Origin of the sequence: Streptomyces cinnabarinus (genome assembly GCF_027270315.1) — a bacterium.
In the GTDB taxonomy this organism is placed as follows: domain Bacteria; phylum Actinomycetota; class Actinomycetes; order Streptomycetales; family Streptomycetaceae; genus Streptomyces; species Streptomyces cinnabarinus.
Genome location: NZ_CP114413.1, coordinates 8081199 through 8105902 on the forward strand (window position 1 = coordinate 8081199; position 24704 = coordinate 8105902).

20 protein-coding genes and 3 pseudogenes are annotated in these 24704 nt (G+C 71.2%); 8 read left to right on the forward strand and 15 right to left on the reverse strand.

What is annotated here, in order from left to right; translation table 11 throughout:
• Positions 1-30: 30 nt before the first annotated feature.
• The 3 genes from STRCI_RS36470 to STRCI_RS36480 all read right to left on the reverse strand — a co-directional run bounded on the left by STRCI_RS36470 (position 31) and on the right by STRCI_RS36480 (position 4783).
• Positions 31-1095, reverse strand: a complete 1065-nt coding sequence (locus STRCI_RS36470; RefSeq protein ID WP_269663264.1) for a LacI family DNA-binding transcriptional regulator — start codon at positions 1093-1095, stop codon at positions 31-33.
• Positions 1096-1175: 80 nt separating this feature from the next.
• Positions 1176-3509, reverse strand: coding sequence for a beta-galactosidase (locus STRCI_RS36475; RefSeq protein WP_269663265.1), 2334 nt, complete (start codon positions 3507-3509; stop codon positions 1176-1178).
• A complete protein-coding gene (locus STRCI_RS36480; protein ID WP_418953405.1) occupies positions 3506-4783 on the reverse strand; it encodes an MFS transporter in 1278 nt (425 codons plus the stop codon). Before STRCI_RS36480 ends, STRCI_RS36475 begins: the two co-directional genes overlap by 4 nt.
• Positions 4784-4889: 106 nt before the next feature.
• Here STRCI_RS36480 and STRCI_RS36485 point away from each other — a divergent pair, with 106 nt between their 5' ends.
• The 3 genes from STRCI_RS36485 (at position 4890) to STRCI_RS36495 (ending at position 7064) form a co-directional block, all read left to right on the forward strand.
• Positions 4890-5594, forward strand: coding sequence for a helix-turn-helix transcriptional regulator (locus STRCI_RS36485; RefSeq protein WP_269663267.1), 705 nt, complete (start codon positions 4890-4892; stop codon positions 5592-5594).
• Positions 5591-6565: a pyridoxal-phosphate dependent enzyme gene (locus tag STRCI_RS36490; protein ID WP_269663268.1), complete on the forward strand. Its 975-nt coding sequence runs from the start codon at positions 5591-5593 to the stop codon at positions 6563-6565. The genes STRCI_RS36485 and STRCI_RS36490 overlap by 4 nt, the downstream gene beginning before the upstream one ends.
• A gap of 142 nt (positions 6566-6707) precedes the next feature.
• Positions 6708-7064, forward strand: a complete 357-nt coding sequence (locus tag STRCI_RS36495) for a cupin domain-containing protein (RefSeq protein WP_269664735.1) — start codon at positions 6708-6710, stop codon at positions 7062-7064.
• 22 nt (positions 7065-7086) lie between these two features.
• Here STRCI_RS36495 and STRCI_RS36500 read toward each other — a convergent pair whose 3' ends face one another.
• Positions 7087-8061, reverse strand: coding sequence for an NAD(P)-dependent alcohol dehydrogenase (locus STRCI_RS36500; RefSeq protein WP_269663269.1), 975 nt, complete (start codon positions 8059-8061; stop codon positions 7087-7089).
• 203 nt (positions 8062-8264) lie between these two features.
• Here STRCI_RS36500 and STRCI_RS36505 point away from each other — a divergent pair, with 203 nt between their 5' ends.
• Entirely contained in the window at positions 8265-8966 is a 702-nt protein-coding gene (locus STRCI_RS36505) for an SDR family oxidoreductase (protein ID WP_269663270.1), read from the forward strand.
• Between the two features lie 23 nt (positions 8967-8989).
• Here STRCI_RS36505 and STRCI_RS36510 read toward each other — a convergent pair whose 3' ends face one another.
• Together STRCI_RS36510 and STRCI_RS36515 are read right to left on the reverse strand one after the other, a co-directional pair.
• Positions 8990-10348: a vWA domain-containing protein gene (locus STRCI_RS36510; RefSeq protein ID WP_269663271.1), complete on the reverse strand. Its 1359-nt coding sequence runs from the start codon at positions 10346-10348 to the stop codon at positions 8990-8992.
• On the reverse strand, positions 10345-11202 hold the full coding sequence (locus STRCI_RS36515) for an AAA family ATPase (protein ID WP_269663272.1): 858 nt from the start codon (positions 11200-11202) through the stop codon (positions 10345-10347). The genes STRCI_RS36510 and STRCI_RS36515 overlap by 4 nt, the downstream gene beginning before the upstream one ends.
• Positions 11203-11357: 155 nt before the next feature.
• Between STRCI_RS36515 and STRCI_RS36520 the strand changes: the two genes are divergently transcribed.
• Entirely contained in the window at positions 11358-11924 is a 567-nt protein-coding gene (locus STRCI_RS36520) for a TetR/AcrR family transcriptional regulator (RefSeq protein ID WP_269663273.1), read from the forward strand.
• 89 nt (positions 11925-12013) lie between these two features.
• Here the strand turns inward: STRCI_RS36520 and STRCI_RS36525 are convergent, their stop codons facing one another.
• Together STRCI_RS36525 and STRCI_RS36530 are read right to left on the reverse strand one after the other, a co-directional pair.
• Positions 12014-13321, reverse strand: a complete 1308-nt coding sequence (locus STRCI_RS36525) for an ABC transporter permease (protein ID WP_269663274.1) — start codon at positions 13319-13321, stop codon at positions 12014-12016.
• Positions 13322-13324: 3 nt separating this feature from the next.
• Positions 13325-14107, reverse strand: coding sequence for an ABC transporter ATP-binding protein (locus tag STRCI_RS36530; protein WP_269664736.1), 783 nt, complete (start codon positions 14105-14107; stop codon positions 13325-13327).
• A 186-nt stretch (positions 14108-14293) separates the two neighbouring features.
• Between STRCI_RS36530 and STRCI_RS43595 the strand changes: the two are divergent.
• The 3 genes and pseudogenes from STRCI_RS43595 to STRCI_RS36540 form a co-directional block, all read left to right on the forward strand.
• Positions 14294-14464 (forward strand): annotated as a pseudogene (locus tag STRCI_RS43595) (ABC transporter permease); the annotation flags it as partial.
• Positions 14451-14713 (forward strand): annotated as a pseudogene (locus tag STRCI_RS36535) (ABC transporter substrate-binding protein); the annotation flags it as partial. The pseudogenes STRCI_RS43595 and STRCI_RS36535, both read left to right, overlap by 14 nt.
• A gap of 49 nt (positions 14714-14762) precedes the next feature.
• Positions 14763-15764, forward strand: a complete 1002-nt coding sequence (locus STRCI_RS36540; protein WP_269663275.1) for a hypothetical protein — start codon at positions 14763-14765, stop codon at positions 15762-15764.
• Between the two features lie 6 nt (positions 15765-15770).
• Here STRCI_RS36540 and STRCI_RS36545 read toward each other — a convergent pair.
• The 7 genes and pseudogenes from STRCI_RS36545 to rhaI all read right to left on the reverse strand — a co-directional run.
• Positions 15771-16824, reverse strand: a pseudogene (locus tag STRCI_RS36545) (ABC transporter ATP-binding protein); the annotation flags it as partial.
• A gap of 56 nt (positions 16825-16880) precedes the next feature.
• Complete coding sequence (locus tag STRCI_RS36550) at positions 16881-17528, reverse strand: LutC/YkgG family protein (protein WP_269663276.1); 648 nt, start codon at positions 17526-17528, stop codon at positions 16881-16883.
• The gene (locus STRCI_RS36555) at positions 17525-19003 is read right to left on the reverse strand and encodes a LutB/LldF family L-lactate oxidation iron-sulfur protein (protein WP_269663277.1); all 1479 of its coding nucleotides are present in this window, start codon (positions 19001-19003) and stop codon (positions 17525-17527) included. The genes STRCI_RS36550 and STRCI_RS36555 overlap by 4 nt, the downstream gene beginning before the upstream one ends.
• Complete coding sequence (locus tag STRCI_RS36560; protein ID WP_269663278.1) at positions 19000-19755, reverse strand: (Fe-S)-binding protein; 756 nt, start codon at positions 19753-19755, stop codon at positions 19000-19002. The genes STRCI_RS36555 and STRCI_RS36560 overlap by 4 nt, the downstream gene beginning before the upstream one ends.
• Positions 19756-19829: 74 nt before the next feature.
• Positions 19830-21275, reverse strand: a complete 1446-nt coding sequence (locus STRCI_RS36565; protein ID WP_269663279.1) for a rhamnulokinase — start codon at positions 21273-21275, stop codon at positions 19830-19832.
• Positions 21276-21301: 26 nt separating this feature from the next.
• A complete protein-coding gene (locus STRCI_RS36570) occupies positions 21302-23341 on the reverse strand; it encodes a bifunctional aldolase/short-chain dehydrogenase (protein WP_269663280.1) in 2040 nt (679 codons plus the stop codon).
• A gap of 116 nt (positions 23342-23457) precedes the next feature.
• On the reverse strand, positions 23458-24618 hold the full coding sequence (gene rhaI, locus STRCI_RS36575; RefSeq protein WP_269663281.1) for an L-rhamnose isomerase: 1161 nt from the start codon (positions 24616-24618) through the stop codon (positions 23458-23460).
• Positions 24619-24704: the final 86 nt, after the last annotated feature.

The following is a 24704-nucleotide window of genomic DNA, read 5'->3' on the forward strand; positions in this document are numbered from 1 at the left end:
CACGGATTCACTCCGCGCGCCCCTGAGGCACTACGAACGCGCCGGGCCGCTGCTCCTGCGCACCACGAGTTCCACGGGCACCAACGACTCGACGCGCGGCGGACCTTCGTACCCGTCGATCCGGTCCAGCAGCAGACGCAGCGACCGGGTGCCGATCTCGGCGAAGTCCGTGCGCACCGTCGTCAGCGGGGGCAGCAGATGCGCCGCCTCGGGAATGTCGTCGTAGCCGACCACGCTGACCTCGCCCGGTACCGTGCGCCCGGACTCGTGCAGCGCGTGCAGCAGGCCCAGGGCCATCTGGTCGTTGGAGGCGAACACCGCCGTCACGTCCGGGCGCCGGGCCAGCTCATGGCCCAGCTCGTAGCCCGAGTCCGCGCTCCAGTCACCGACGAGCGGTTCGGGGACCTCGGCCCCGTGCTCCAGCAGACACGCCCGCCAGCTCTCCAGGCGCCGATCGGCCGAACTCCAGCCGGTGGGGCCCGCGATGTGCCGGACGGTGGCGTGCCCGAGGCCCAGCAGGTGCTCGGTGGCCAGCCGGGCGCCGGTACGGGAGTCGCCGGTGACCATCAGCGTGTCGGCCTCCGGGCCGGTCTCCAGCACCACCAGCGGTGTGTCGAGCCGGGTCTCCGCCAGCGCCCTGCCCACCCAGGCCTGCGGGGCGATGGCGATCACCCCGTCCGCGCCCTCCGCCGACAGCCGGTCCACGGCCTCGGTCACCGTGGCGGGGTCCGCCGTGTCCAGCGCGATCGAGCTGACCAGGTAACCGGCCTCCTGCGCCGCCGTGTTGATGGCGGTGAGGATGGACGCCGGGCCGTAGCGGGCGGCGTCGAAGGAGATCACACCGAGCATCCGGGTCCGCCCGCTGGCCAGTGAACGGGCGCTGCGGCTCGGCCGGTAGCCGAGGGCGCGCATCGCCTCGACGACCGCCTCCCGCGTCTCCGGCCGTACGGACGGATGCTCGTTCAGCACCCGGGAGACCGTCTGCTTGGACACCCCCGCCAGCCGGGCCACATCACCCATCACCGGACGCGAACCCGCGAAGGCCCGCTTGCTGCGCCCCCGGGGAACGGACGAACTGGCGGGGCTCGGGCTCATGGTCGCGGTGTCCTCGGCGTCGGCATCGGCACGGCGGTCGCTCCCGCCCGGTCGGGACCACAGCATAGGCGGGGCGCCGATCAGTCGACCGGCACCGTCCAGGACCGTGTGATCACCCACTCGGCCCGGGTGACCGCCGCCGTCCGCGCGTCCTCGGCCGCCCTCCCCGGCAGATGCACCGGAGCGTCCGCGTGCAGGGGCAGCACCCGCAGCCGCAGCTCCCCTGGCTCCAGCCGGTCCGCGCCGATGTCCCACACCCGGCCCGAGAAGAACTGATCGGCGACGAGCCGCTCGCCCGCGTACGCCCGGCCCACGTCCCCCGTCCACGTCAGCCGCAGCACGGTCCCCACCGGAAGATCCTCGGGCACCTCGACGCGGTACTCGGCGGCCAGGGCCTCGAAGTGCTTGTCCGCGGGCATGCTGGCCCGGCCCAGCACCCCCGTCACCGGCTCGGGCGCCGGTCCGGCGGCGCGCACCTGCCGCAGGCGTACGGCGGGGGTGGGGGCCGAGCCGAGCGTGTACCGCCGGAACACCCCGTCCGCCGCCGCGCTCCAGCCCGCCGGATCCCGCTCGGGAGCAGGCAGTACGGCGAACGAGGGCCGACGTGCCGGGCTGTGCACGCGGACCTCGCCCCGGTCGAAGACGACGCCGTCCGCGCAGAGAACGAGCCGCTCGGCGCCCCGGACCTCGCCCCGGTAGGCACCCCGGGCGGTCACGGCGTCGAGGACCAGCAGGCCGACCCGTCCGCCGTCCGCCGTCTCCACATCCACCAGCGCGTCGGTGCCGGGCCGCAGACCGGTCACCAGGACGCGGCCGTCGGCGCGGGTGACCTCGCCGGACGGGGTGCCGACGGAGGTCACCGTGCCTGCGTCCAGGGCGAGTTCGGGGTTGATGCCGTCGGTGGCGGCCAGCACCAGGACCGTACGTCCGTCGGCCCGGACCGTGCACACGGGCTGCGCGGTGGCCCACTCCAGCCGCAGCCCCGCCACGTCGAGGCGCAGCGGCCAGCAGAAGTAGGCACCGGAGGGGACGGTCACCGCAGTGGTGGGGAAAGTCAGCGAGCCGCCCGGGAGCTCGATGCCGAAGGCCGTGTCCGGGTGGTCCGGCAGTGGTTCGTGCGGCTGGTGGTTGTTGACGAACAGGAAGCCCGAGGAGCCGTCGCTGCGGACCGTCCAGCGCAGGGTTCCCCGGTCGTGCTGGCCCGTCGGCTGCCGCTCCGGCAGCACCGCTTCCATGGGCGCGATGAGGTGCCCGAAGTCCGCCAGCATCAGATGCTGGAGGCGCAGTTCGTGGTACGAGGGCCGGTACTGGCCGTACTCGCCCAGCGGTGCCTGGAAGTCGTACGTCAGCTGGGGCAGATCATTGGGGTAGTTGGTGGCGTGGGACTCCTGGAGGGTGGTCAGCTCGCCGGAGGGGTTCGTGCCGCCGTGGAACATGTAGTAGCCCTGCCAGACCGAACCGCAGCCGATCTTCGTCAGGCCCAGCGCCCCGATGTCGGCGGCCTCCACCCGAGGCCGACGGTGATACGCCACCGCCATCCCGCCGCCCAACTCGCAGGTCGCCCAGGGGAATCGGTCCGTCGGGGCCGGCGCGCCGCCGCGTACGGTGACGGGCCGCAGGTCGGCGCCGATACCCTCGTCGTCGCGCTGGTCGGTGAAGAAGAAGTGCTTGCGGCAGGTGTCGGGCCAGCCGCCGTCCCACTCCGTCCAGAAGGTCTCCGGATAGCCGCCGTACAACGGGAGCAGCTCGTCGGGCGGAAGCTGGACCCCGCCCCACGCGGTCGATGTCCACAGCGGCGCGCTCAGCCCGGCGTCCTGGGCGATGCGCTTGAGGGTGCGGAGGTGGCCGGGCCGGTCGTAGAGCTCGTTCTCGATCTGGATCGCGATGATCGGGCCGCCGTTCGCCCGTTCCAGGCCCCGCAGTTGCTCCGCGACGGCCGCGAACCAGGCGCGTACGGGCTCCAGATAGGCGGGGTCGTCGGTGCGGGGCACACAGTCGCGGGCCGACAGCCAGTCGGGCAGACCGCCGTTGCGGACCTCGGCGTGGCTCCAGGGGCCGATGCGGGGGATGAAGTCCAGGCCGTGCATCGCGCACAGCTCGGCGAACCGGCGCAGGTCCCGGTCGCCGTCGAAGCGGATCCGGCCCTCGATCTCCTCGTGGTGGATCCAGATGAGGTAACTGGCCACCGCGGTCACCCCGCCCGCCTTCATCTTCAGCAGCTCCTCCTCCCAACTCGTCGCCGGACAGCGGGAGTAGTGGAACTCACCGGAGACCGGGAACCAGGGGCGGCCGCCGCGGGTGAACCAGCGGCTGGTGACCTCGATCGGGTCGGGCACGCCCGGCGCGTCGGTGAAGGGCAGATGCCCGGTCAGCGGGGGAGCGGAGGGCGCGGGAACGCGCAGGCGGTGCGTCATGAGTGGTACTCCGGGCCGAGGTCGGGGTGTGGGTGGGGGCCAGGTGTGGGTGAGGGCTCGGTGGCGGCGCCGGGGGAGGGGGACCTGGTGGCGTGGACCAGCCAGAGCGTCGCGGCCAGGCAGAGCGCCGAGATGGCGCCCAGCAGCAGCGGGACGGTGCGGACGCCGGACCATTCGATCGCCTTGCCCAGCGCCGGGCCCGCTACGACACCGCCGGCCATCGAGGCGGCGATGACCACGGCCCCGGCCCGGCGGGCGCGCGGGGCGGCGCGGTGCAGCCAGGGCAGGCCGGTCGGGAAGATCGGCGCGATGAACAGGCCGACACCGGCGTAGGCGTACGGGGCGAATGCCGGGACCGAGGCGAGCAGCAGACACACCGTCATGCCCGCGCAGGAGACCGTGATGATGGCCTGGGGCGAGAAGCGCAGGGCGAGCGGGGCCACGAGGAACCGGCCCACCGTCAGCATCAGCCAGTACAGGGAGGTCGCGGTGGCGGCGAGCCCGGCGCCGTAGCCGACGGCCTCAAGGTGCGTCGGCTCCCAGCCGCCCACGCCCGCCTCGATCCCGACGTGCAGCACATACAGGGCGATGAAGACGGCCAGCACCGATCCCAGGCTGCGGGCGAGGACCCGGCTGCCGCCCGGTTCCGCCTCGGTGCCGGTCGGCGCGGGAGCCTGGTCGCTGACGCCCCTCAGGCACAGCAGCAGTGGCAGGCCGGCCAGGGCGAAGGCCAGGAACACCGCCCGATAGCGGTCGGCACCGACCAGGCCGATGAGCACCGGGCCGAGGATCGCGCCGATGCCGAAGTGCGCGTTGAGGATGTTGAGCATGGTCGTGGAACGCCGGCCGAAGCCGACCGCGAAGAGCTGGTTGAGGCCGTAGTCGACGCCTCCGAAGCCCAGACCGGCCAGCAGCGCCATGACCAGCGCCAGCGGCCAGACCGGCGCCAGCGCGAACCCCGCCGCGCCGACGGCCATGAGCAGGAACGACGCGCCGAGGATCCGCCGGTTGCCGATGCGGCCGAAGGCGCGGTCGAAGAGCAGCACCCCGGCCACCCCGCCGACGAAGTGGGCGCTGAGCCCGAGCCCCGCCCCGGACGGGCTCAGTCCGAACTCCTCGCGGAAGGCGGGGACGGCCGGTCCGTACAGCGCCTGGAGCACGCCCAGGAGGACGAATCCGGCGCAGGAGGCGACGACCGCGGTGGGGCTGAAGACCTGTCTGTCCCGCAACAGCACGGCACGCACCTCTCGTTCGTTCACGGAAGCGACGGGCATTGATGTTACCGGTAACATCGAGCGCCGTGAAAGCGATTTCCCGGCTTGCTGTGGGGGTCGACGGATTGGACTGCTTGTATAGGAGCTGGATGTGTAGTCTAGAGATGTGAATGTCGAGCATGCACAGCAGACCCTGGATTCCGAGCGGGACGCGATCATCGCGGCCCTGGCCCCGGTCGTCGACGGGCTCGTGGCGACCTTCGGGCCGCTGTGCGAAGTGGTCCTGCACGACTACCGGCGGCCGGAGCGGTCCGTCGTCGCGGTCGCCGGTTCGGTGACCGGGCGGGCCGTCGGCGGGGCGATGAGCGAGATCGGCATGCGGATCGTGTCCCGCGGCGCCGAGGCGGACGACGATCTGAACTACGTCACCCGGACCCGGACCGGCAAACTGGTCAAGGCGTCCACCATGGTGCTACGGGACTCCCGGGGCGAGGTCTTCGGTGCCCTCTGCGTCAACCTGGACGTCACCGCCGTCAACGAGGCCCACGCCCTGCTCGGCGCCCTCGCCGGCGTCGGCCCGGCCCCCACCGAGGCGCCGGTCACCGCCTTCGGCAACGACATCGACTCCGTCGTCGACGCCATCCTCGACGCCCACCAGCTCCGCCAGAACCGCGGCTGGGCGGAACTGGACCGCGCCCAGCGCCTGGAGCTGTTCCGTGGTCTGGACGGGCGGGGTGTGTTCGCCGTCCGGCGCGCGGTCGAACAGGTCGCCGCCCGGCTCGGCATCTCCCGCGCCTCCGCCTACAACTACCTCGCCCAGGCACGCGCCACGACCGGCCCGACTCCCGACTCCGATGGAGGAGAAGCGTGACGACCACCCCGCCCCTCACGCTCGACGACGTCCGCGACGCGGCCACCCGCCTCAGGGGCGTCGCCCATCGCACCCCCGTTCTGCGCTCCCGCACGCTCGACGGACTCGTCGGCGCCGAGGTCTTCCTCAAGTGCGAGAACTTCCAGCGCGTCGGCGCCTTCAAGTTCCGCGGCGCCTACAACGCGGCCTCCCGCCTGACGCCGGAACAACTCGCCCGCGGCATCGCCGCCTACTCCTCCGGCAACCACGCCCAGGCCGTCGCCCTCGCCGCCCGCGAACTCGGCACCACCGCCGTGATCGTCATGCCCGAGGACGCCCCGCCGTCCAAGCGGCGCGCGACGGAGGGCTACGGCGCCGAGATCGTCACCTACGACCGCTACACCGGCGACCGCGAGGCCATCGCCGAGGCCCTCGCCACGGAGCGCGGACTCGCTCTCATCCCGCCCTACGAACACCCCCATGTCATGGCCGGACAGGGCACGGCCGCGCTGGAACTCCTCGAAGAGGTCGGCGAGTTGGACGCCCTGCTGGCGCCGGTCGGCGGCGGTGGGCTCATCGCCGGGTGCGGCACCGTCGCCAAGGGGCTGTACCCCGGGCTGCGGCTGATCGGCGTCGAGCCCGAGGCCGGGGACGACACCAAGCGCTCGCTCGAAGCGGGACGGCGCATCGAGATCCCGGTGCCGAAGACCATTGCCGACGGCCAGGCCCTGCACACCCCCGGCGAACTCACCTTCTCCGTCAACCGACGGCTCGTCGACGCCATCGCCCTGGTCGGCGAGGACGAGATCCGGCAGGCGATGCGGTTCGCCTTCGATCGGCTGAAGATCGTCGTCGAACCGAGCGGCGCCACCCCCCTGGCGGCCCTGCTGACCGGCAGGATCGAGCGCCTCCCGTCCCGTGTCGGAGTGATCGTCTCCGGGGGCAACGTCGATGCCGGGCGGTTCGCCGAACTCTGCGGGACGGCGCCCTGAGCGGGCGTCCGTCGAATGGCGGCACCGGGTGGCCGGGCGGACGATGGAGTGGTAGGGGCTCGGTCAGCGACGGCGGTGTACAGGGCCGCCGGGCGACCGGTCCCGGCCGCGGCGCACCGCGGCCGGAAGGGAGCGCGTCATGGTGCTGGAAGTGAAGACGCTCGACAAGCCGGACGAGCGGCGTGATTTCCCTCGTGGCCACCTCGAAGCCGTCCACATGACGGATCTGGACTTCGCCATCGGGACCATGGAGCCCGGCTGGCGCTGGTCCGAGTCCGTGGGCCCGATCGCGGGCACCAAGAGCTGTCAGATGCACCACAACGGATACGTGGTTCAGGGCCGCATGCACATCACTATGGATGAGGGCGGCGAGGTCGAAGTAGGGCCTGGCGACGTCTTCGTCATCTCGCCGGGGCATGACGCCTGGGTCGTGGGCGACGAACAGGTCGTGCTGTACGACTTCCAGGGTCAGACAGCGAGGGAGTTCGCGAAGAAGTAGGAGTGGCAAAGGCGCCGTCGCGTCACACGGTGATGACGACCTTGGCGCGCGCGTGCTCCACCTCCAGGTACCGGATGGCCTCGGCCGCCTCGCTCAGGGGGTACGTTCGCTCGACGACCGGGGCTATGCGCCCGGACTCGGCGAGTTCCCGCAGGGCCGCCAGGTTCTTCTTGCTCTGGTGAGCCGGGAGTTCGAGCAGCCGCTGACGCGCGAAGGGCGCCATCAGCCGCCGTTTCAGGAACAGCCCCATGGGTCCCAGGAGGCTGCCGCCCTCGTACACCCCGCCGCCGGACAGCACCAGCGTGCCGGACGGGGTGAGCGCGCGCCGGAACGCCGTCAGTGAGTGGTTGCCGACGAGATCCAGCACCACGTCGTAACGCCGGCCCGCACGGGTGAAGTCCTCACGGGCGTAGTCGATGACGCGGTCCGCGCCGAGCGAGCGGGCCAGGTCCGTGTTGCGCGCGCTGCACACGGCGGTCACCTCGGCGCCGTATGCCTTGCCGAGTTGTACCGCGAAGGTGCCGACGCCGCCCGAGGCCCCGTTGACCAGGAGGGTCTGCCCCGGCTGCACCGCGGCGACGTCCCGGACGCCGATCAGCGCGGTGTTCCCCGCCAGGGGTATCGCGGCGGCCTGCTCGAAGGTGAGGTTGGCGGGCTTCGGGCCCACCGAGTCGTCCGGCGCGCACACATACTCCGCGAAAGCGCCGTCGGCCTCGCCGAACACCTCGTCCCCGGGCTTCAGATCGGCGACCCCACCGCCCACCGCCTCCACCACGCCCGCGAAATCCCGGCCCCTGATCCGCGCCTTCGGGCCGCGCCATCCCATCATCGGGCGCGCCACCTTCGGGTCGCCGTGCAGGAAATGCCAGTCGTAGGCGTTCACGGACGCCGCGTGGACCCGCACCAGCACCTCACCGGGACCCGGCTCCGGCCGCTGGACCTCCTGGAACGCCAGCGCGTCCGCCGAGCCGTAGCGGTCCTGCGTCACTGCCTTCATGGCCTCCCCCTTCGAGCCCGCTCCGAGCCCTTCGCACTTTCGAGACTAGGCAGCCCGCCAGGTCAGGGCATCAGGGACGAACCCTGAACTTTCTGTGGGGGACGACCCTGGCCTTGCAAGCGGGAAACCGATCGGTTTACGGTGGTGTCCGAGCAATGGAAACCGATCGGTTTCCAAGATCTGAAGCGAGCCGGGAGAATCCCATGACCACCATCGAAGGTTCCGTCGCCCTGGTCACCGGCGGCAGCCGCGGCATTGGCCGGGCGCTGGTCGCCGCCCTGTACGAGCGGGGCGCGAAGAAGGTGTACGCCACCGCCCGGGACCCGCGGACCGTCACCCACCCCGAGGCCGTGCCGCTGGCACTGGAGGTCGGCGACCCGGCGTCCGTCGCGGCCGCCGCCGAACAGGCGCAGGATGTCACCCTGCTGATCAACAACGCGGGCGCCAGCGTGAACGCGAACTTCCTCGACTCCTCCGTCGACGAGGTGCGCCGCGAGTTCGAGACGAACTTCTACGGACCGCTCCTGGTCACCCGCGCCTTCGTCCCTGTCATCGAGCGCAACGGCGGCGGCCACATTCTCAATGTCCACTCCGTGCTGTCCTGGCTCGGCATCGCCGGCTCCTACAGCGCGTCCAAGGCCGCCCTGTGGTCGCAGACCAACTCCCTGCGCCTGGACCTGAAGCCCCGCGGCATCGAGGTCACCGGCCTTCATGTCGGTTTCGTCGACACGGACATGACGGCGAACATCAACGAGCCGAAGTCCACGCCCGAGAGCGTCGCGGCCCAGGCCCTCGACGGTATCGAGGCCGGCGCCTACGAGGTGCTCGCCGACGACGTCAGCAGGCAGGTCAAGGCCGGTCTCGCCGCCGACGTCGCCGCGCTGTACCCGCAGCTCGCGGCCTGATCACACCAGCAGAGCGCGGTTGATCACACCGGCAGCAGCCGGGCCACCAGGTCGCTGAGCTGGCGGGCGTTGCGGCACTCGTGCATCTCGACCAGCTCGGCGTATTCGGGCGCGGCCGAGTCGCCCGTGCCCCAACTGGACGCCTGCTCGGGGTTCAACCAGTAGACGCGGCGCGCCCGTTCGGTGAACTGCCGGACGGCCGCGAGGTTCGGGTCGCTCATGTTGGTACGCGCGTCGCCGAGCACGAACACCGTGGTGCGGGGGCCGACCGCGGCGCCGTACCGCTCGGCGAACTCGCCCAGCGCCACGCCGTAGTCGCTGCTGCCGTGCCAGCCCGTGAGGGTGGCCTCCGCCTGGATGTGGGCGCCGAGGCCCTGCGGGTCGGCCCTGCCGTGCACGAGGAGGCCCGTGACCTCGTCGACGCGGTTGACGAAGGCGAACACCCGAACCTTGCTGAACTGGTCGTGCAGCGCCTGCACCAGCAGCATGGTGAAGTCCGAGAAGCCGGACACCGAGCCCGACACATCGCACAGCAGCACCAGTTCGGGCCGGACCGGCCGCCGTCTGCGCAGCACCGGCTTCATCGGCACCCCGCCCGTCGACAGCGAACCGCGCAGGGTCCGCCGTAGATCGATCGAGCCCCGCGCGGCGCGGCGCCGGCGGGCCGCGAGGCGGGTGGCGAGCTTGCGGGCGAGGGGCTGAACCGCCCTGCGCAGCTCGGTGAGTTGGGCCTTGCCGGCGAACAGGAAGTCGACCCGGTCGGCGGTCGGGGCCACCGCCCGCCGGGCGATCTCGTCCCGGCCGCGCCGCTCCGCCACCCGGCGTCGCGCCTCCGCGGTCACCAGGGTCCGGAACGCCTCGATGCGCTGCCGGATCTCGTCCTCCAGCAGCCGGTCGGTGAACCCCGAACTCCCGCCCCGCGCCCGGATGTCGTCGCGGACCCGGGCCAGCAGCGTCTGCGGCCGGATCCGGTCGAGCGCCTGGTACGACGACCAGCCGTCCGAGCCGGGGGAGGAGCCGTAGCCGCCGAATCCGTCGACCGCCTCCACTGCCAACCGGCCCAGCAGCGCTTGGTCGTTGGCGGCGAGTGCCGACGCCAGCCGGTCCCGCAGCTCGTCCCGCCCCGCCGTCTCCCCTTCCGGCGCGCCGACGCCCCGCGGGAAGTACAGGTCGAAGACCGTGTCGAACACCGGCCGTTGAGCCGGACCGTGCAACAAGGTCGCCGCCAGCCCCTCCCGCAGCAGCTCCCGGTCCGTGAGCCCGAGCGCCGCCACCGCCTCGGCCGCGTCCACGGTCTCACCGGTGCCGATCCGGATGCCGTGCGTGCGCAGCGCCGCGACCAGCGACGTCAGCCGCTCGGCGACCCCGGCGGGCGTGGTCACAGGGCGTCCAGATCGAGCTTCGCGGTGGCCTTGAGGACGTCTTCCTGGTGCTTGAGGAGTACGCCGAGACTGTCCCGTACGACCGTCTCGTCCAGGGTGTCGGCGCCGAGCGCGAGCAGGGTGCGCGCCCAGTCGATGGTCTCGGCGACCGAAGGGAGCTTGCGCAGGTCCATGGCGCGCAGCGCGCCCACCACCCGGACCACCGAGCGGGCCAGCGCCTCGTCGAGCCCGGGGACCTTGAGGCGGACGATCCGGCGCTCCAACTCCTCGTCGGGGAAGCCGATGTGCAGGAAGAGGCAGCGGCGGCGCAGCGCCTCGGACAGTTCGCGGCTGGCGTTGGAGGTGAGGACGACGAAGGGGCGGCGGGTGGCCGTGACGGTGCCGAGTTCGGGGACCGTGACCTGGAAGTCGCTGAGCACCTCCAGCAGCAGGCCCTCGACCTCGACGTCCGCCTTGTCGGTCTCGTCGATCAGCAGCACCTTCGGGTCGTCGCCGCGGATCGCCGTGAGCAGCGGACGGGGGAGCAGGAACTCCTCGCTGAAGATGTCCGTGCGGGTCTCGTCCCAGGTCTCGTCGCGGCCCGCGCTGATCCGCAGCAACTGCTTGGCGTGGTTCCACTCGTACAGCGCGCGGGACTCGTCGACGCCTTCGTAGCACTGGAGGCGGACCAGCCGGGCCCCGGCGACCTCGGCGACCGCCTTGGCCAGCTCCGTCTTGCCGACCCCGGCGGGGCCCTCGACCAGCAGCGGCTTGCCGAGCCGGTCGGCGAGGAAGACGGTCGTGGCGACCGCGGGCGAGGCGAGGTAGCCGGTCTCGGCCAGCCGCGCGGCGACGTCGTCGACGGATGTGAACAACGGGGCCTCCAGGTCAGCCTCCGGGGCAGGTGCTGGCACCTATCTAAGCGCTTGTTCACCGCTCATGTCACGTGGAAAGTGACCAGGAACGGACCCGGACATGATCGGATACCGATCGGTTTCCGATCGCTCTCGTGTCGCGATAGCCTCGCCCTATGGCCACAGACAAGGCGTCCACCAAGGACCGGCTCCTCGACGCGGCCGCCGAGCTCTTCTACCGCGACGGCGTCTCCATCGGCGTCGAGGCGCTGTGCCGCTCCGCTGGAGTCTCCAAGCGCTCGATGTACCAGCTCTTCGCCAGTAAGGACGAGGTCCTCGCGGCGAGTCTGGAGCGCCGGATCCCGGTGTACGACGCTCAGCTGCGGCCCGCCGACGAGGACGCCGGCACGCCCCGGGAGTGGATCCTGGGCCTCTTCGGGCAGATGGAGCGGGCCTCGACCGAGCCCGGCTATCACGGCTGCCCATTCCTGGCGGCGCTGGTCGAGCTGAAGGACCCCGGGCATCCGGCGAGCGTGGTCGCCCGCTCGGTCAAGGAGCGCCTTCAGGAGACCTTCCGTACCCGGGCCGAAGAGGGCGGCGCCCGGGACCCGGAGCTGCTCGCCCGCCAGCTCATGCTGGTCTTCGACGGGGCGAGCGCCCGCGCCGGAGCCGGGATCGAGAGGCTGGACGGACTGACGACCGCGACGGTGACGGCGCTGATGGACGCGGCTGGGATGAAGTAGCCACTGGAACGCAGCAAGGGGGCGGCCGCCGAAGCGACCGCCCCCCACCAGGTGTCTCGCGCCACCGCGACCGCCCCCCACCGGGCACCTCACGCCACCGCGACCGCCCCCACCGCCGGAGTCCGCAGCACCCGCCGCGCCGTCACCAGGCTCGTGCCCAGTGTCGCCGCCGCGCCGATGAGAGCCATCGCCGCGCCGATGCCGTACACCTCGCCCGGCAGCACCTCGTCGGTGCGGACGACGGTGAACGGGACGATGCCCGCCAGCGCCGCCACCACGCCGAACGCCACCCCGGTCAGCGTCAGGATCAGCCCCTCGGCGCCCACCACGCCCAGCACCTGACCGGGTGTCGCTCCCGCCAGCCGCTGCTGGCCGAACTCGCGGGAGCGGTAAGTGGTGGCCGCGTAGAGCGAGTTGACCAGCATCACGCAGACGAAGACCACGATGATGCCGACGACCGTGAAGTTGAGCGTCTCCAGGTTCTTGGCGTCGACCGACTTCACCGCGCCCGAGGCCGCGAGGGCGTCGCTCTCCACGGCCTGCATGGTGAGCGTGGCCGTGGAGACGGCCGTGAAGAGGATCAGCGACATCAGGGTCCCGGCCAGCTCGCCGATCCGCTGCCGCAGGTTCCGCACCGCCAGCCAGCCGCTGGCACCGCTCAGCTCCAACCGGTCCAGCACTCCCGTGAGCAGCCGCGGCGCCATCAGCGCGAACCCGACCGACAGCAGGATCGCCCCATAGGCCGGCGGAGCCATCAGCGCCTCGTCCGTCGCCGAGAAGGCGAAGGTGGAGCACACCGCGAGGGCGCCGACCGCGAGCGCACCGTACGTGAGGAACGTCCGCGCCCTGCCGTGCCGCCGGGCCCCGCGCGTCGCCCGCCGCACGGCGAGGAACGCGGCGCCCGCCGACGCCAGGAGGGTGATGTCGACGCCCGTCATGAACGCGATGGTGCCGAAGGAGTGGTCGACGGAATCCGCCACCTGACCGCTGTCCTGGAAGACGTCCAGCAGCCACCGCCCGCCGAGCATCGCCGGGCCTATCGCCAGCACGGCCCCCATCAGCGCCACCGCCACGGCCTCACCCACGACCATCCGCTTGAGCTGCGCCGGGGTCGCCCCCGCGCAGCGCAGCAGCTCCAGCTCGGCCGCCCGCTGACGGACGTTGACCGTCAGCGTCGAGGCCACGGCGAAGAACACCAGCAGCGTGCCGTAGCCGCCGACGACGCTTGCCGCCGTGGTCAGGGTCTCCGCGCTCGTGGAGTCGACGCCGTCCTGAGCCGCCGTGTCGTGCAGCGAGTTGAACGTCATGATGATCGCCGCGCCCAGGAACGCGGCCAGCAGTGTCGCCAGGAACCGTCCGGGCCGCTGCCGGATCGACCGCATCGCCAGCAGGAACATCGCTCACACCTCCTTCGCCACGGAGTCGCCGAGATGGGCGAGGCGCTCGGCCACCGCGTCCGGCGTCGGCGCGTCCATCCGGCCCGCGAGCCGGCCGTCCGCCAGGAACAGCACGGAGTCCGCGTAGGAGGCGGCGACCGGGTCGTGCGTCACCATCACCACGGTCCGCCCATGCACCCGCACCGTCTGCTGGAGCAGCGTGAGCACACCCCGGGCGCTGCCGGTGTCCAGTGCGCCCGTCGGCTCGTCCGCGAAGATCACCCGGGGCTCGGCGACCAGCGCCCGCGCGATGGCCACGCGCTGACGCTGGCCGCCGGAGAGCTGGTGCGGCCGGTGCCCGAGCCGGTCGCCGAGACCGACCGAGGCCAGCACCTCCCGGGTCCGCCGCCGGTCCACCCGCCGCCCGGCGAGCCTCAGCGGCAGCACCGTGTTCTGCGCGACGGTCAGCGTCTCCAGCAGGTTGTACTGCTGGAACACGAACCCGATCCGGCCGCGCCGGAACTTCGTCAGCGCCGTCTCGTCACCGTCCGTCAGCTCGGCGCCGTCCACCCGGACGATCCCGCTGTCCGGCCGCTCCAGACCCGCCGCGCAGTGCAGCAGCGTGGTCTTGCCGGAGCCCGACGGACCCATCACCGCGGTGAAGGTGCCGCTCCCGAGGCCCAGCGTCACCTCGCGCAGAGCGGTCACCGCACTGTCGTCGGACCCATAGGTCTTGGTGACCTTGACCAGCCGGAGTGCCTCCGTGGCGGGTCCCGTGTCGTGCGCTTCCGAGCCTGTGCGAAACATCGTCATCACTCCCCGATCGGGCACTCCCTGCGCCCCGACCACGAAGTTACGGAGACGGCGGGCACGGCACATTGGGCGCAGAACCCGTATCGAGGGGTGTACTCAGGCACACCCGTGTCCTCGGGCTCACCCCGGACGGGTCACCACAATGCGCAGAGCCGGTGGCCCACCCGATGCAATGGAGCTGTCTCCGCGGTCTCCCTGGCCACGGTCGGCGCGATCGTCGACTTCGGCGGGCTCGGCAACCTCATCTACGCGGGAATGAACACCTACTTCAAGGCACAGGTGCTCTCCCCGTCCGTGCTGTGCGTGCTGATCGCGATCGTCGCCGACGTCCTGCTCCTCGGCGTCAAGAAACGCCACCCTGGACGAGTTCGGCCCGGTCCTGCTCGGCGACGACAGGAGTCTCCAGAACGCCGACTACATCGTCCCGGTCGTCAACCACGCCCGTGCGGGTAGTGAGCGGGTGAGCCGGGACCTCGGCTGCCTCAACGCGTCCTCACCACCGCCGACCTCGCCTCGCTCAACGAACAGGTCGACAGCTGGCGGCGGTTGGCGAGCGACGTGGCCCCGGCCTATCGCCAGGACAAGGGCCTGCTGAAGTGATGACCCGAGGTGACGGCCTGAAGTCATGACCGGCTGAAGTGACGCGCCCGTGACAACCGTCACCGTACTGGTGCGGCGCGCCGCCTTCCCGGCCGTCGCCCGCAGGCGGTACAGGTACCTCATGACGGTCGACGGGGGACGCCTCCACAGCACGTGGTGGCAGGGAATGCGTGAGTCGGTCGAGGGGGCGGACACCGAGCTGCATCCCGAGGGACTGACCGATACGGTGCCGGCCGGACTCGGCCCGGCGTACGCGAAGTTCAGCGATCAGTATCCCGAACAGCAGCTTCAGCTACAGCTCCTGCACGGCGCCTCGCAGCGCGCCTTCGAGCGCAACACCCGGGTCGCGGCGCGGGTCACCGTGCAGCGGGTCCTCGGGAACGCGCTGAGCGATCCGCGGATGGACGACGTCAAGCCGAACGAGCATCTCATCGAGTACCTCGACGAGGAGATCGCCGATCTGCGGGGACGGCTCGCGCAGGACAGCGCGACCGCCGTCAGCCGGGGCCTCAACGTCGGTCTGACGCTGGGCGCCGCCGCCAGCCTGGTGCTGCTCGTGGTGCCGCTGCTGTGGGGGGTCGGCATACTCCAGGCGCTCGGCGTCACCCTCAACTGCACCAACCGCTGGCATTTACTGGGCGCGTTCGTGTGCGGCGGCGTCGGCGCGTTCGGCGCGGTGCTCAGCGTGCTGGTCCGGCTGCGGGGCAACGCCGAGCAGTTGACGAAGCGTCAGAACAGTTCCAGGGACGGGCTGATCGTGCCGGGACAGATGGCCCGCAGCATGCGTCACGAGGGCGTCTACCGGGTGTTCGTCGGCTGGATACTCGCGCTGGCGGTGTACTTCCTGCTCAGCGGCGGTCTGGTGCCCGTCTTCGAGGTCCCGGCCACCGCCGCCGAGATCTGCCCGTCCGCGGGGAGCCCCGGTTCGGCCGCCAAGGGCACGGACTTCTGGGGCTTCTGGTGCGCCATCGGGTTCGTCGCCGGATTCAACGAGCGGTGGGCGTTCGGCATCCTGGGCCGCGAGTCGACCCGTAAGCCGAAGAGCACCTGACGCCCACGCGTCCGCCACCGAGTCGAACCGCACCTGATCCCGGGCCACGCCGCCCGCGTCCGCGTCCACCGAGCGGCGCAGGGCCTCATGCAGCTTCGCCGGGGTCAGGACACCCAGGAAGCGCGCGCCCTCCAGCACGGCGACCCACCCGGCGTCGTGCTGGAGCATCACCCCGAACGCTGCTTCAGCGGCGCCCCCACCGGCACCCACGCGTTCATCCGGTGCGCGTGGTCACCGACGGCGCCGCCCCGTCGAGGTCGTCGAGACCGGCCCAGCCGTGCAGTTCGCCCGCGTCGTCGAGCACCACGACCCACCGGCCGCCCTCGGCGCACAGCCGCTCGGCCACGAGGGGCGCCGGTTCCTCCAGCCGTGCGATCGGCGGCTGCTCCAGGTCCTCCGACTCGATCTCGGTGACCGACAGCCGCTTCAACCCCCGGCCCGCGCCGACGAACTCCGCGACATACGGCGCAGCCGGCATCCCGAGCATGGCCCCGGGCGTGTCGAACTGCTCGATCCGCCCCTGCCCGTACACCGCGATCCGGTCGCCCAGCCGTACGGCCTCCTCGATGTCGTGCGTGACCATCAGCACCGTCTTGCGGACGGCGGCCTGCATCCGCAGGAACTCGTCCTGCAACTGCTCGCGCACCACCGGGTCCACCGCCCCGAAGGGCTCGTCCATGAGCAGCACCGGAGGGTCGGCGGGTCCGGATAGCGCGGCCCGTACGTCTTCGGATCGAGCCCCACGAGGTCGAGCAGCTCGGCCGCGCGGGCGCGGGCCTTGGCGCGTTTCCAGCCGATCAGCGTCGGCACGGTCGCGGTGTTGTCGAGGATCGTGCGGTGCGGGAAGAGCCCGACCTGCTGGATGACGTACCCGATGCGGCGGCGCAGCCGTATGGGATCGACCGACATGACGTCCTCGCCGTCCACCAGAATCCGCCCGGAGGTCGGCCCCTCGAAGCAGCCGGTTGACCATCATCAGGGCCGTCGTCCTGCCGCAGCCGGACGGGCCCACGAGGGTCACCAGCTCACCCTCGTTCACCTCGAAACTGAGCCCGTCCACGGCCGTCGTCCCGTCCCGGTACCGCTTCCCGACCTCTCAGGCTGGCGAATGGCGGACTACGCGCCCTCCTGGTCGCGCACCAGCACCACTTCCAGCGTACGCGGACCGTGCACCCCCTCGACCCGGTCCAGCTCGATGTCGCTGGTCGCCGAAGGACCGGAGATCCAGGTCAACGGCCGGGCCGGGGCGAGGCGTTCGAGCGCCTGCGGGACGGAGGAGACGACCTGCTCCGGCACCCGGACGACACAGATGTGGTGATCGGGGACGAGGGTGATCCGGCGGCGGCCCTGGTCGGGGGAGCCGTCCAGGACGAGGGTGCCGGTCTCGGCGATGGCGAGGGCGCAGCCGGTGACCACGCTGTCGACACGGTCGAGTTCGCCGGCGGTGCTCTCGGACCGGTCCTGGACCTGCTCGGCGGTGGCATGCCCGAGCCAGCCCGCTTCCAGACCCGGCGGCACCAGCACCGTCTTCGCACCCCGTGCGGTGAGCAACCCCGCGATCACGTCCGTCAGTTCCCCGTCCGCGCACCGATGCACGACCGCCCGATAGTCCGCCAGATTCTCCGCCAGCAGATCCACCGTCTCCGCTTCGCTCAGGTCACCGTGCTGCCGTAGATACGCCCGCTCGATTGCCGCGTCCTCACCCGGCGGTACGTCCGCCAGCGCGCGCCGCACCCGGCCCAGGATCCGTTCCCTGCTGCTCACTTGGCGCCGTCCTTTCCGCCCTGCGTACGCTTCCACCAGTCCCGGAACGGCTCCGCCGGCACCGCGGGCAGGTCCCGGGTGTCGCTCCACGCCTTGCCGGGCCCGGGGAGGCTGCGGGGATGCAGACGCCGGGTGCGTGAGGCGAGCCGCTGGCCGGTGCGCAGGGCGCCGGGGCGGGCGAACGCCCAGCCTGCCGCCCGCATCGCCGCCCGCTCGGCCGCGTGCCCCTTGGCGGGCTTGAGGACGACCTTGTTGCCGCCCTTTATCACCTGCCCACCCTGAACGACCCGCTCCCGCAGATGCACCAGCACCTCGGGGATGTCGATGGCGACCGGGCACACCTCGTAACAGGCACCGCACAGCGAGGAGGCGTACGGCAGCGAGGCGTCGATCTCGCTGTCCGTGCCCCGGAGTTGAGGGCTGAGGATGGCGCCGATCGGGCCCGGGTAGACCGAGCCGTACGCGTGGCCGCCCGCCCGCTCGTACACCGGGCAGACGTTGAGACAGGCCGAGCAGCGGATGCAGCGCAGGGCCTGGCGGCCGACCTCGTCGGCGAGGGTGTCGGTGCGGCCGTTGTCGAGCAGGACCAGATGGAAGACCTGCGGGCCGTCACCGTCCGTCGTGCCCGTCCACATGCTCGTGTACGGGTTCATACGCTCGGCCGTGGAGGAGCGGGGGAGCGTCTGGAGGAACACCTCCAGGTCTTGCCACGTCGGCACGACCTTCTCGATGCCGACGACCGAGATCAGCGTCTCGGGGAGGGTCAGGCACATCCGCCCGTTGCCCTCGGACTCCACGACGACCAGGGTGCCGGTCTCGGCGACCATGAAGTTGGCGCCGGAGATGCCGACCTTGGCGCGCAGGAACTTCTCCCGCAGGTGCAGCCGGGCCGCTTCGGCGAGTTCGGCGGGCGTGTCGGTGAGTCCCTCGGGGGCGGGGCGGCCCCACTCGCTCATCTCCCTGCGGAAGATGTCCCGGATCTCGCCCCGGTTGCGGTGGATCGCCGGGACCAGGATGTGCGAGGGCCGGTCCTTGCCCAACTGCACGATCAGCTCGGCGAGATCGGTCTCGTAGGCGCGGATGCCCTCGGCCTCCAGGGCCTCGTTGAGCCCGATCTCCTGGGTGGCCATGGACTTGACCTTGACGACCTCCGACTCACCGGTCGCCTTGACCAGGTCGGCCACGATCCGGTTCGCCTCGTCGGCGTCCGCCGCCCAGTGCACGACACCGCCCGCCGCGGTGACCGACTCCTCCAACTGGACGAGATAGCGGTCCAGATGACGCAGCGTACGGTCCTTGATCAGCGCGCCCGCGTCGCGCAACGCGTCCCAGTCCGAGACCTCCGCCACGGCCTTGGCCCGCTTCCCGCGGATGGTGTGCGTCGCGTGCCGCAGATTTCCGCGCAGGGTCTGGTCGTGCACGGCATCATGTGCGGCCTTGGGAAAGGCCGGCATCCCTACGAACGTCCCGCTCATACGGCCGCGTCCTCCTCCGTGCCCGCCAGGATCTCGGCGATGTGAACCGGCCGCATCCCAGTGCGCAGCCGGGCCATCGTCCCGCCGATGTGCATCAGACAGGAGTTGTCCGCCGAGCACAGCACCTCCGCGCCCGTCGACTCCGCGTTGCGCACCTTGTCCGCGCCCATCGCCGCCGAGACGTCGGAGTTCTTCACCGCGAAGGTGCCGCCGAGACCGCAGCACTCGTCGGCGCCCGGCAGTTCGACCAGCTCGATCCCCTTCACCGCCTGCAGCAGCCGCTGCGGCCGGTCCGCCAGACCCAGCCCGCGCAGCCCGTGACAGGCCGGGTGATAGGTCACCCTGTGCGGGTAGTACGCCCCGACGTCCGTCACCCCCAGCACATCCACCAGGAACTCCGTCAGCTCGTACGTCTTCGGCACCACGGGCGCGAGGGCGGTCGCGAGCGCGTCCCCACGCCCCTCGGCCCGCGCCCGCTCACCCATCCGCGGATACAGCTCCCGCACCATCGCGCCGCAACTGCCGGACGGCGTGACGATCGCCTCGTACTCCCCGAAGACATCGGAGAAATGCCGGGCCAGCGGCTCCGCCCCATGGCGGTAGCCGGTGTTGTAGTGCGCCTGTCCGCAACAGGTCTGGGCCATCGGGAAGTCGACCTCGACCCCCAGCCTGGTCAGCAGCTTCACCACGGCGCGGCCGGTGTCCGGATAGAGCGTGTCGTTGACACAGGTCAGGAACAGAGCGACACGCATCGCGGCTCCTTCTCGCCTTCGATCATCGGATGGGTGCAGGGTAGTCCGGGGCCGAGGCCCGGGGGAGACCCCGCTCACGCCCCGGCGAGCCGGGCTTCCGCCTCCCGCCACCGGGCGGTCTGCCCACGCGGCTCGTAACGGGTCAACGGCTGGGTCCGGGTGAGCAGTCGCCGTCCGTCCGCGAGGTCCCGGACGAGACCGTGCGGCCGCGCCTGGACCAGGACGTTGCCTAGCGCCGCAGCCTCCGTCGGGCCCGCCACCACCGGCAGCCCGCAGGCGTCGGCGGTCAGTTGGCACAGCAGGGCGTTACGGGTGCCCCCGCCGACGATGTGGACCACGTCCACCGGCCGGTCGGCGAGCCGCTGGGCGTCCTCGACGGCACGCCGGTGCGCGAGGGCGAGCGAATCGAGGATGCACCGGGTGATTTCGGCTGGCGACTGCGGCACCGGCTGCCCCGAGTTCCGGCACGCTTCGGCGATCCGCTCCGGCATCCGGCCCGGCGCCAGGAACGCCGCGTCTCCCGCGTCCACCACCGACCGCAGGGCCGGCGCCTTGGACGCCTGGAGCAGCAGTGCGCCGAGGTCCGGGGCGCCCCAGGCGCGCAGGCACTCCTGGAGCAGCCACAGGCCCATGATGTTGCGCAGATACCGGACCGTGCCGTCGAGCCCCAGCTCATTGGTGAAGTTGGCGGCCCGGCTCTCCTCGGTCAGCACCGGCGCGTCCAGTTCGAGACCGGCCAGCGACCAGGTCCCGGTGCAGATGTACGCGAACCGCTCACCGTCGGCGGCCGGGACCGCGGCCACCGCCGAGGCGGTGTCGTGCGAGCCGACCGCCGTCACCGGCACCGGCCCGGCCAGTCCCGTCTCCTCCAGCACCTCGGGACGCAGGAACCCGGCCGGATCGCCCGGTTGCCGCAGCGGCGCGAACAACTCCAGGTCGACGCCGACCCGTTGGGCGATGTCGGTCGACCACGACCGGGTGCGGGGATCAATGAGCTGAGTGGTCGAGGCGTTGGTCAGCTCGGTGCCCTGCTCGCCGGTCAGCCAGTACGTCAACAGGTCGGGGATCAACAACAGCCGGTTCGCACGGGTGAGTTGATCGGCCTTGAGCTGGTACAGGGTGTTGAAGGGCGCGTACTGGAGTCCTGTCGCCGCGTACAGCTCCTCGGCGGGAACGCCGGCCCACACCTTCTCCGCGACACCCTCCGTACGGGCGTCGCGGTAGTGCACCGGATTGCCGAGCAGCGCCCCGTCCGCATCCAGCAGGCCGTAGTCCACGGCCCAGCTGTCGATGCCGACGGAGTCGACCCGCCCGGCCGCCCGCAGCCCCTCCAACACCCCGGCGTAGAGCCCGAGAATGTCCCACCGAAGCCCCTCCGGAACCCGCACCGGCCGGTTGGGGGACCGGTGCGCCTCGGCCAGCTCCAGGCTGTCCGGGCCGACGCGGCCGACCATGACGCGCCCGCTGGACGCGCCTAGGTCGACCGCGGCGTACGACTTGATGGAGCCGCTTCCCCTCATGGAGCCGCTCCCCTTCACCGAGCCGCTCACCGAAGGAAGGCGGCCGCGACGCCGGCGTCGACGGGGATGTGCAGCCCGGTGGTGTGGGTGAGGTCGCCGCCGGTGAGGGCGAAGACGGCGGCCGCGACATGCACGGGCAGCACCTCGCGCTTGAGGATGGTCCGCTGGGCGTAGAACTCGCCCAGCTTCTCCTCCTGCACCCCGTACACCGCGGCCCGCTGGGCACCCCAGCCACCGGCGAAGATCCCGGACCCGCGCACCACGCCGTCGGGGTTGACGCCGTTGACCCGAATCCCGTGCTCGCCCAACTCGGCCGCGAGCAGTCGCACTTGATGGGCCTGGTCGGCCTTGGTGGCGGAGTAGGCGATGTTGTTGGGGCCCGCGAAGACGGCGTTCTTGGACGCGATGTACACGATGTCACCGCCCAGCCCCTGCGCGATCATCACCCGCGCCGCCTCTCGCGAGACGAGGAAGGAACCGCGGGCCATGATGGCGTGCTGGAGGTCCCAGTCCTTGGCCGAAGTCTCCAACAGCGGCTTGGAGATGGAGATCCCCGCGTTGTTCACGACCAGGTCGACCCCGCCGAAGGCGAGCACTGCGGCCCGGAACGCGTCGGCGATCTGCTCCTCGTCCGTCACATCGACGGTGACGGCGACGGCCTTGTCCGCCCCGCCCAACTCCTCGGCGACGGCAGCGGCGTTGTCACCGTTCAGATCGACGACGACGACACACGCCCCTTCGGCGACCAGCCGATGGGCGATGGCCTTCCCGATCCCGCTCCCCGCACCCGTCACCAAGGCGACTCGCGTGGCCAGCGGCTTCGGCTCGGGCATCCGCCGGAGCTTGGCCTCCTCAAGGGCCCAGTACTCGATCCGGAACTTCTCGGACTCCTCGATCGGCGCGTACGTCGACACCGCCTCGGCGCCGCGCATCACATTGATGGCGTTGACGTAGAACTCACCGGCGACCCGGGCGGTCTGCTTGTCCTTGCCGAAGGAGAACATGCCGACACCGGGCACGAGCACGATCGCCGGGTCCGCGCCGCGCATCGCGGGGGAGTCGGGCAGGGCGTGCCGCCGGTAGTAGGCGGCGTACTCCTCGCGGTACTCGGCGTGCAGCTCCTTGAGCCGCGCGACGGCCTCGTCCAGCGGAGCGGTCGGCGGCAGGTCGAGGACCAGCGGCCGTACCTTCGTCCGCAGGAAGTGGTCGGGGCAGGAGGTGCCGAGCGCGGCGAGCCGGGGGTGCTCGGCACGGGCGAGGAAGTCGAGTACCACCTCGGAGTCGGTGAAGTGACCGACCTGGGCCCGGTCCTGGGAAGCGAGGGCACGCACATACGGGGCGAGCGCGGCGGCCCGCGCCTTGCGCTCACCCTCACCGAGAGCCTCGTACCCCTCGATGACGGCCCCGAAGGGCTCGGCCCGCCCCTTCTCCGCCAGGAACGCCTCGGCGGTGCGGATGATGTACAGCGAGTTCCGCTCGCACTCCTCGGAGCTGTCGCCCCAGGCGGTGATCCCGTGTCCGCCGAGGACGCACCCGATGGCCTGCGGGTTGGCGGCCTTCACCGCCGCGATGTCCAGCCCGAGCTGGAAGCCGGGCCGCCGCCACGGCACCCACACCACGGTGTCCCCGAAACACTCGGCGGTCAGCTTCTCCCCGTCGGCGGCGCAGGCGAGCGCGATACCGGAGTCCGGATGCAGATGATCGACATGAGCGGCCTCGACCAGCCCGTGCATGGCGGTGTCGATGGAAGGAGCGGCACCGCCCTTCCCGTGCAGGCAGTAATCGAAGGCGGCGACCATCTCGTCCTCCCGGTCCACACCGGGATACACATCGACGAGCGCCCGCATCCGGTCCAGCCGCAGGACGGCCAGCCCACTCCCGGTCAGAGTTCCGAGGTCACCACCGGATCCCTTGACCCACATCAGCTCCACATCACCCCCCGTCACGGGATCGGTTTCGACGCCTTTCGCCGAAGCGTTGCCACCGGCGTAGTTGGTGTTACGGGGATCGGAGCCGAGCCGATGGGAACGGGCGAGGAGAGCGGCGGCTTCAGGATGGGTGGACATGAAGATTCCTTACTGATCAGAAGAGGGCGAGTGCACTTCCCTTAGGGGCGCGGGGAACTGCGCGACAAGCCACAACGAACCCGCACCCCGCGACGAACCAGAACCGGGCAGACGCGTCACGCCCCCCAACCGGCCTGCTCCCCACCAACCCGCGAAGCCACGATCTCCTCGGCCCACCCGGACCGCGCATACGCAGCGAGGGGCTCGGGATCCAACCCCATCTCCTCCCGAACCTCACGAAGCAACGGCCGCACATCCGTGCTGTACGCATCCATCAGCACCGCATTCGCGCCGAGAACGTCACCGGAAGCCTGCGCCTCGGCAAGAGAGACGCGGTCCACAAGGAGCGCCTTCGCCGTAGCTTCCTGGACGTTCATGACCGACCGAATGATCGCCGGGATCTTCGCCTCGATGTTGTGGCACTGATCAAGCATGAACGCGACATCCGAGGTGAACCCCCCACCCCGCACCACCTCATACATGATCCGGAACAACTGGAACGGATCCGCGGCCCCCACCATCAGGTCGTCGTCCGCATAGAACCGCGAGTTGAAGTCGAACCCCCCGAGCTTCCCCTCCCGCAGCAGCGTCGCCACGATGAACTCGATATTGGTCCCCGGCGCGTGATGCCCCGTGTCGACGACGACCTGCGCCTTCGGCCCCAGCTTCAGACAGTGCGCATAGGCGGTGCCCCAGTCCGGGACATCCGTCGCGTAGAAGGCCGGCTCGAAGAACTTGTACTCCAGCAGCATCCGCTGCCCGTCCCCGAGCCGCTCGTACACCTCGGCAAGACCTTCGGCGAGCCGGTCCTGCCGGCCGCGGATGTCGTCCTGCCCGGGATAGTTCGTCCCGTCGGCGAACCACAGCTTCAGATCCCGGGAGCCGGTCGCGTCCATGATGTCGACGCACTCCTGCAGATGATCGACGGCCTTACGGCGCACCGCCGCCTCGGGGTGGCAGATGCTGCCGAGCTTGTAGTCGTCGTCCTGGAAAGTGTTGGAGTTGATCGCGCCGAGCCGTACGCCCCGCTCCTCGGCGAACTTGGCCAGCTCCGCGTAGTCCTCGACCTTGTCCCAGGGAATGTGCAGGGCGACCGTGGGCGCGACGCCGGTCACCGCGTGGACCTGCCCCGCGTCCTCCAGCTTCTCCCGCGGTGTGCGCGGCACGCCTTGCTGGGCGAACACCTTGAAGCGGGTCCCCGAGTTCCCGTACGCCCACGACGGCGTCTCGACGGCCTGGGTCCTGAGCGCGGCCTTCACCGCGGCGAGCTCGGTCACTTCGGGCTCCTGTGACGTCGGTTTTGAAAGTCTTCAGAAAGGCATTGCTGTGAAACGATTCAAGACGGGAAGTTATGAGCCCCCCG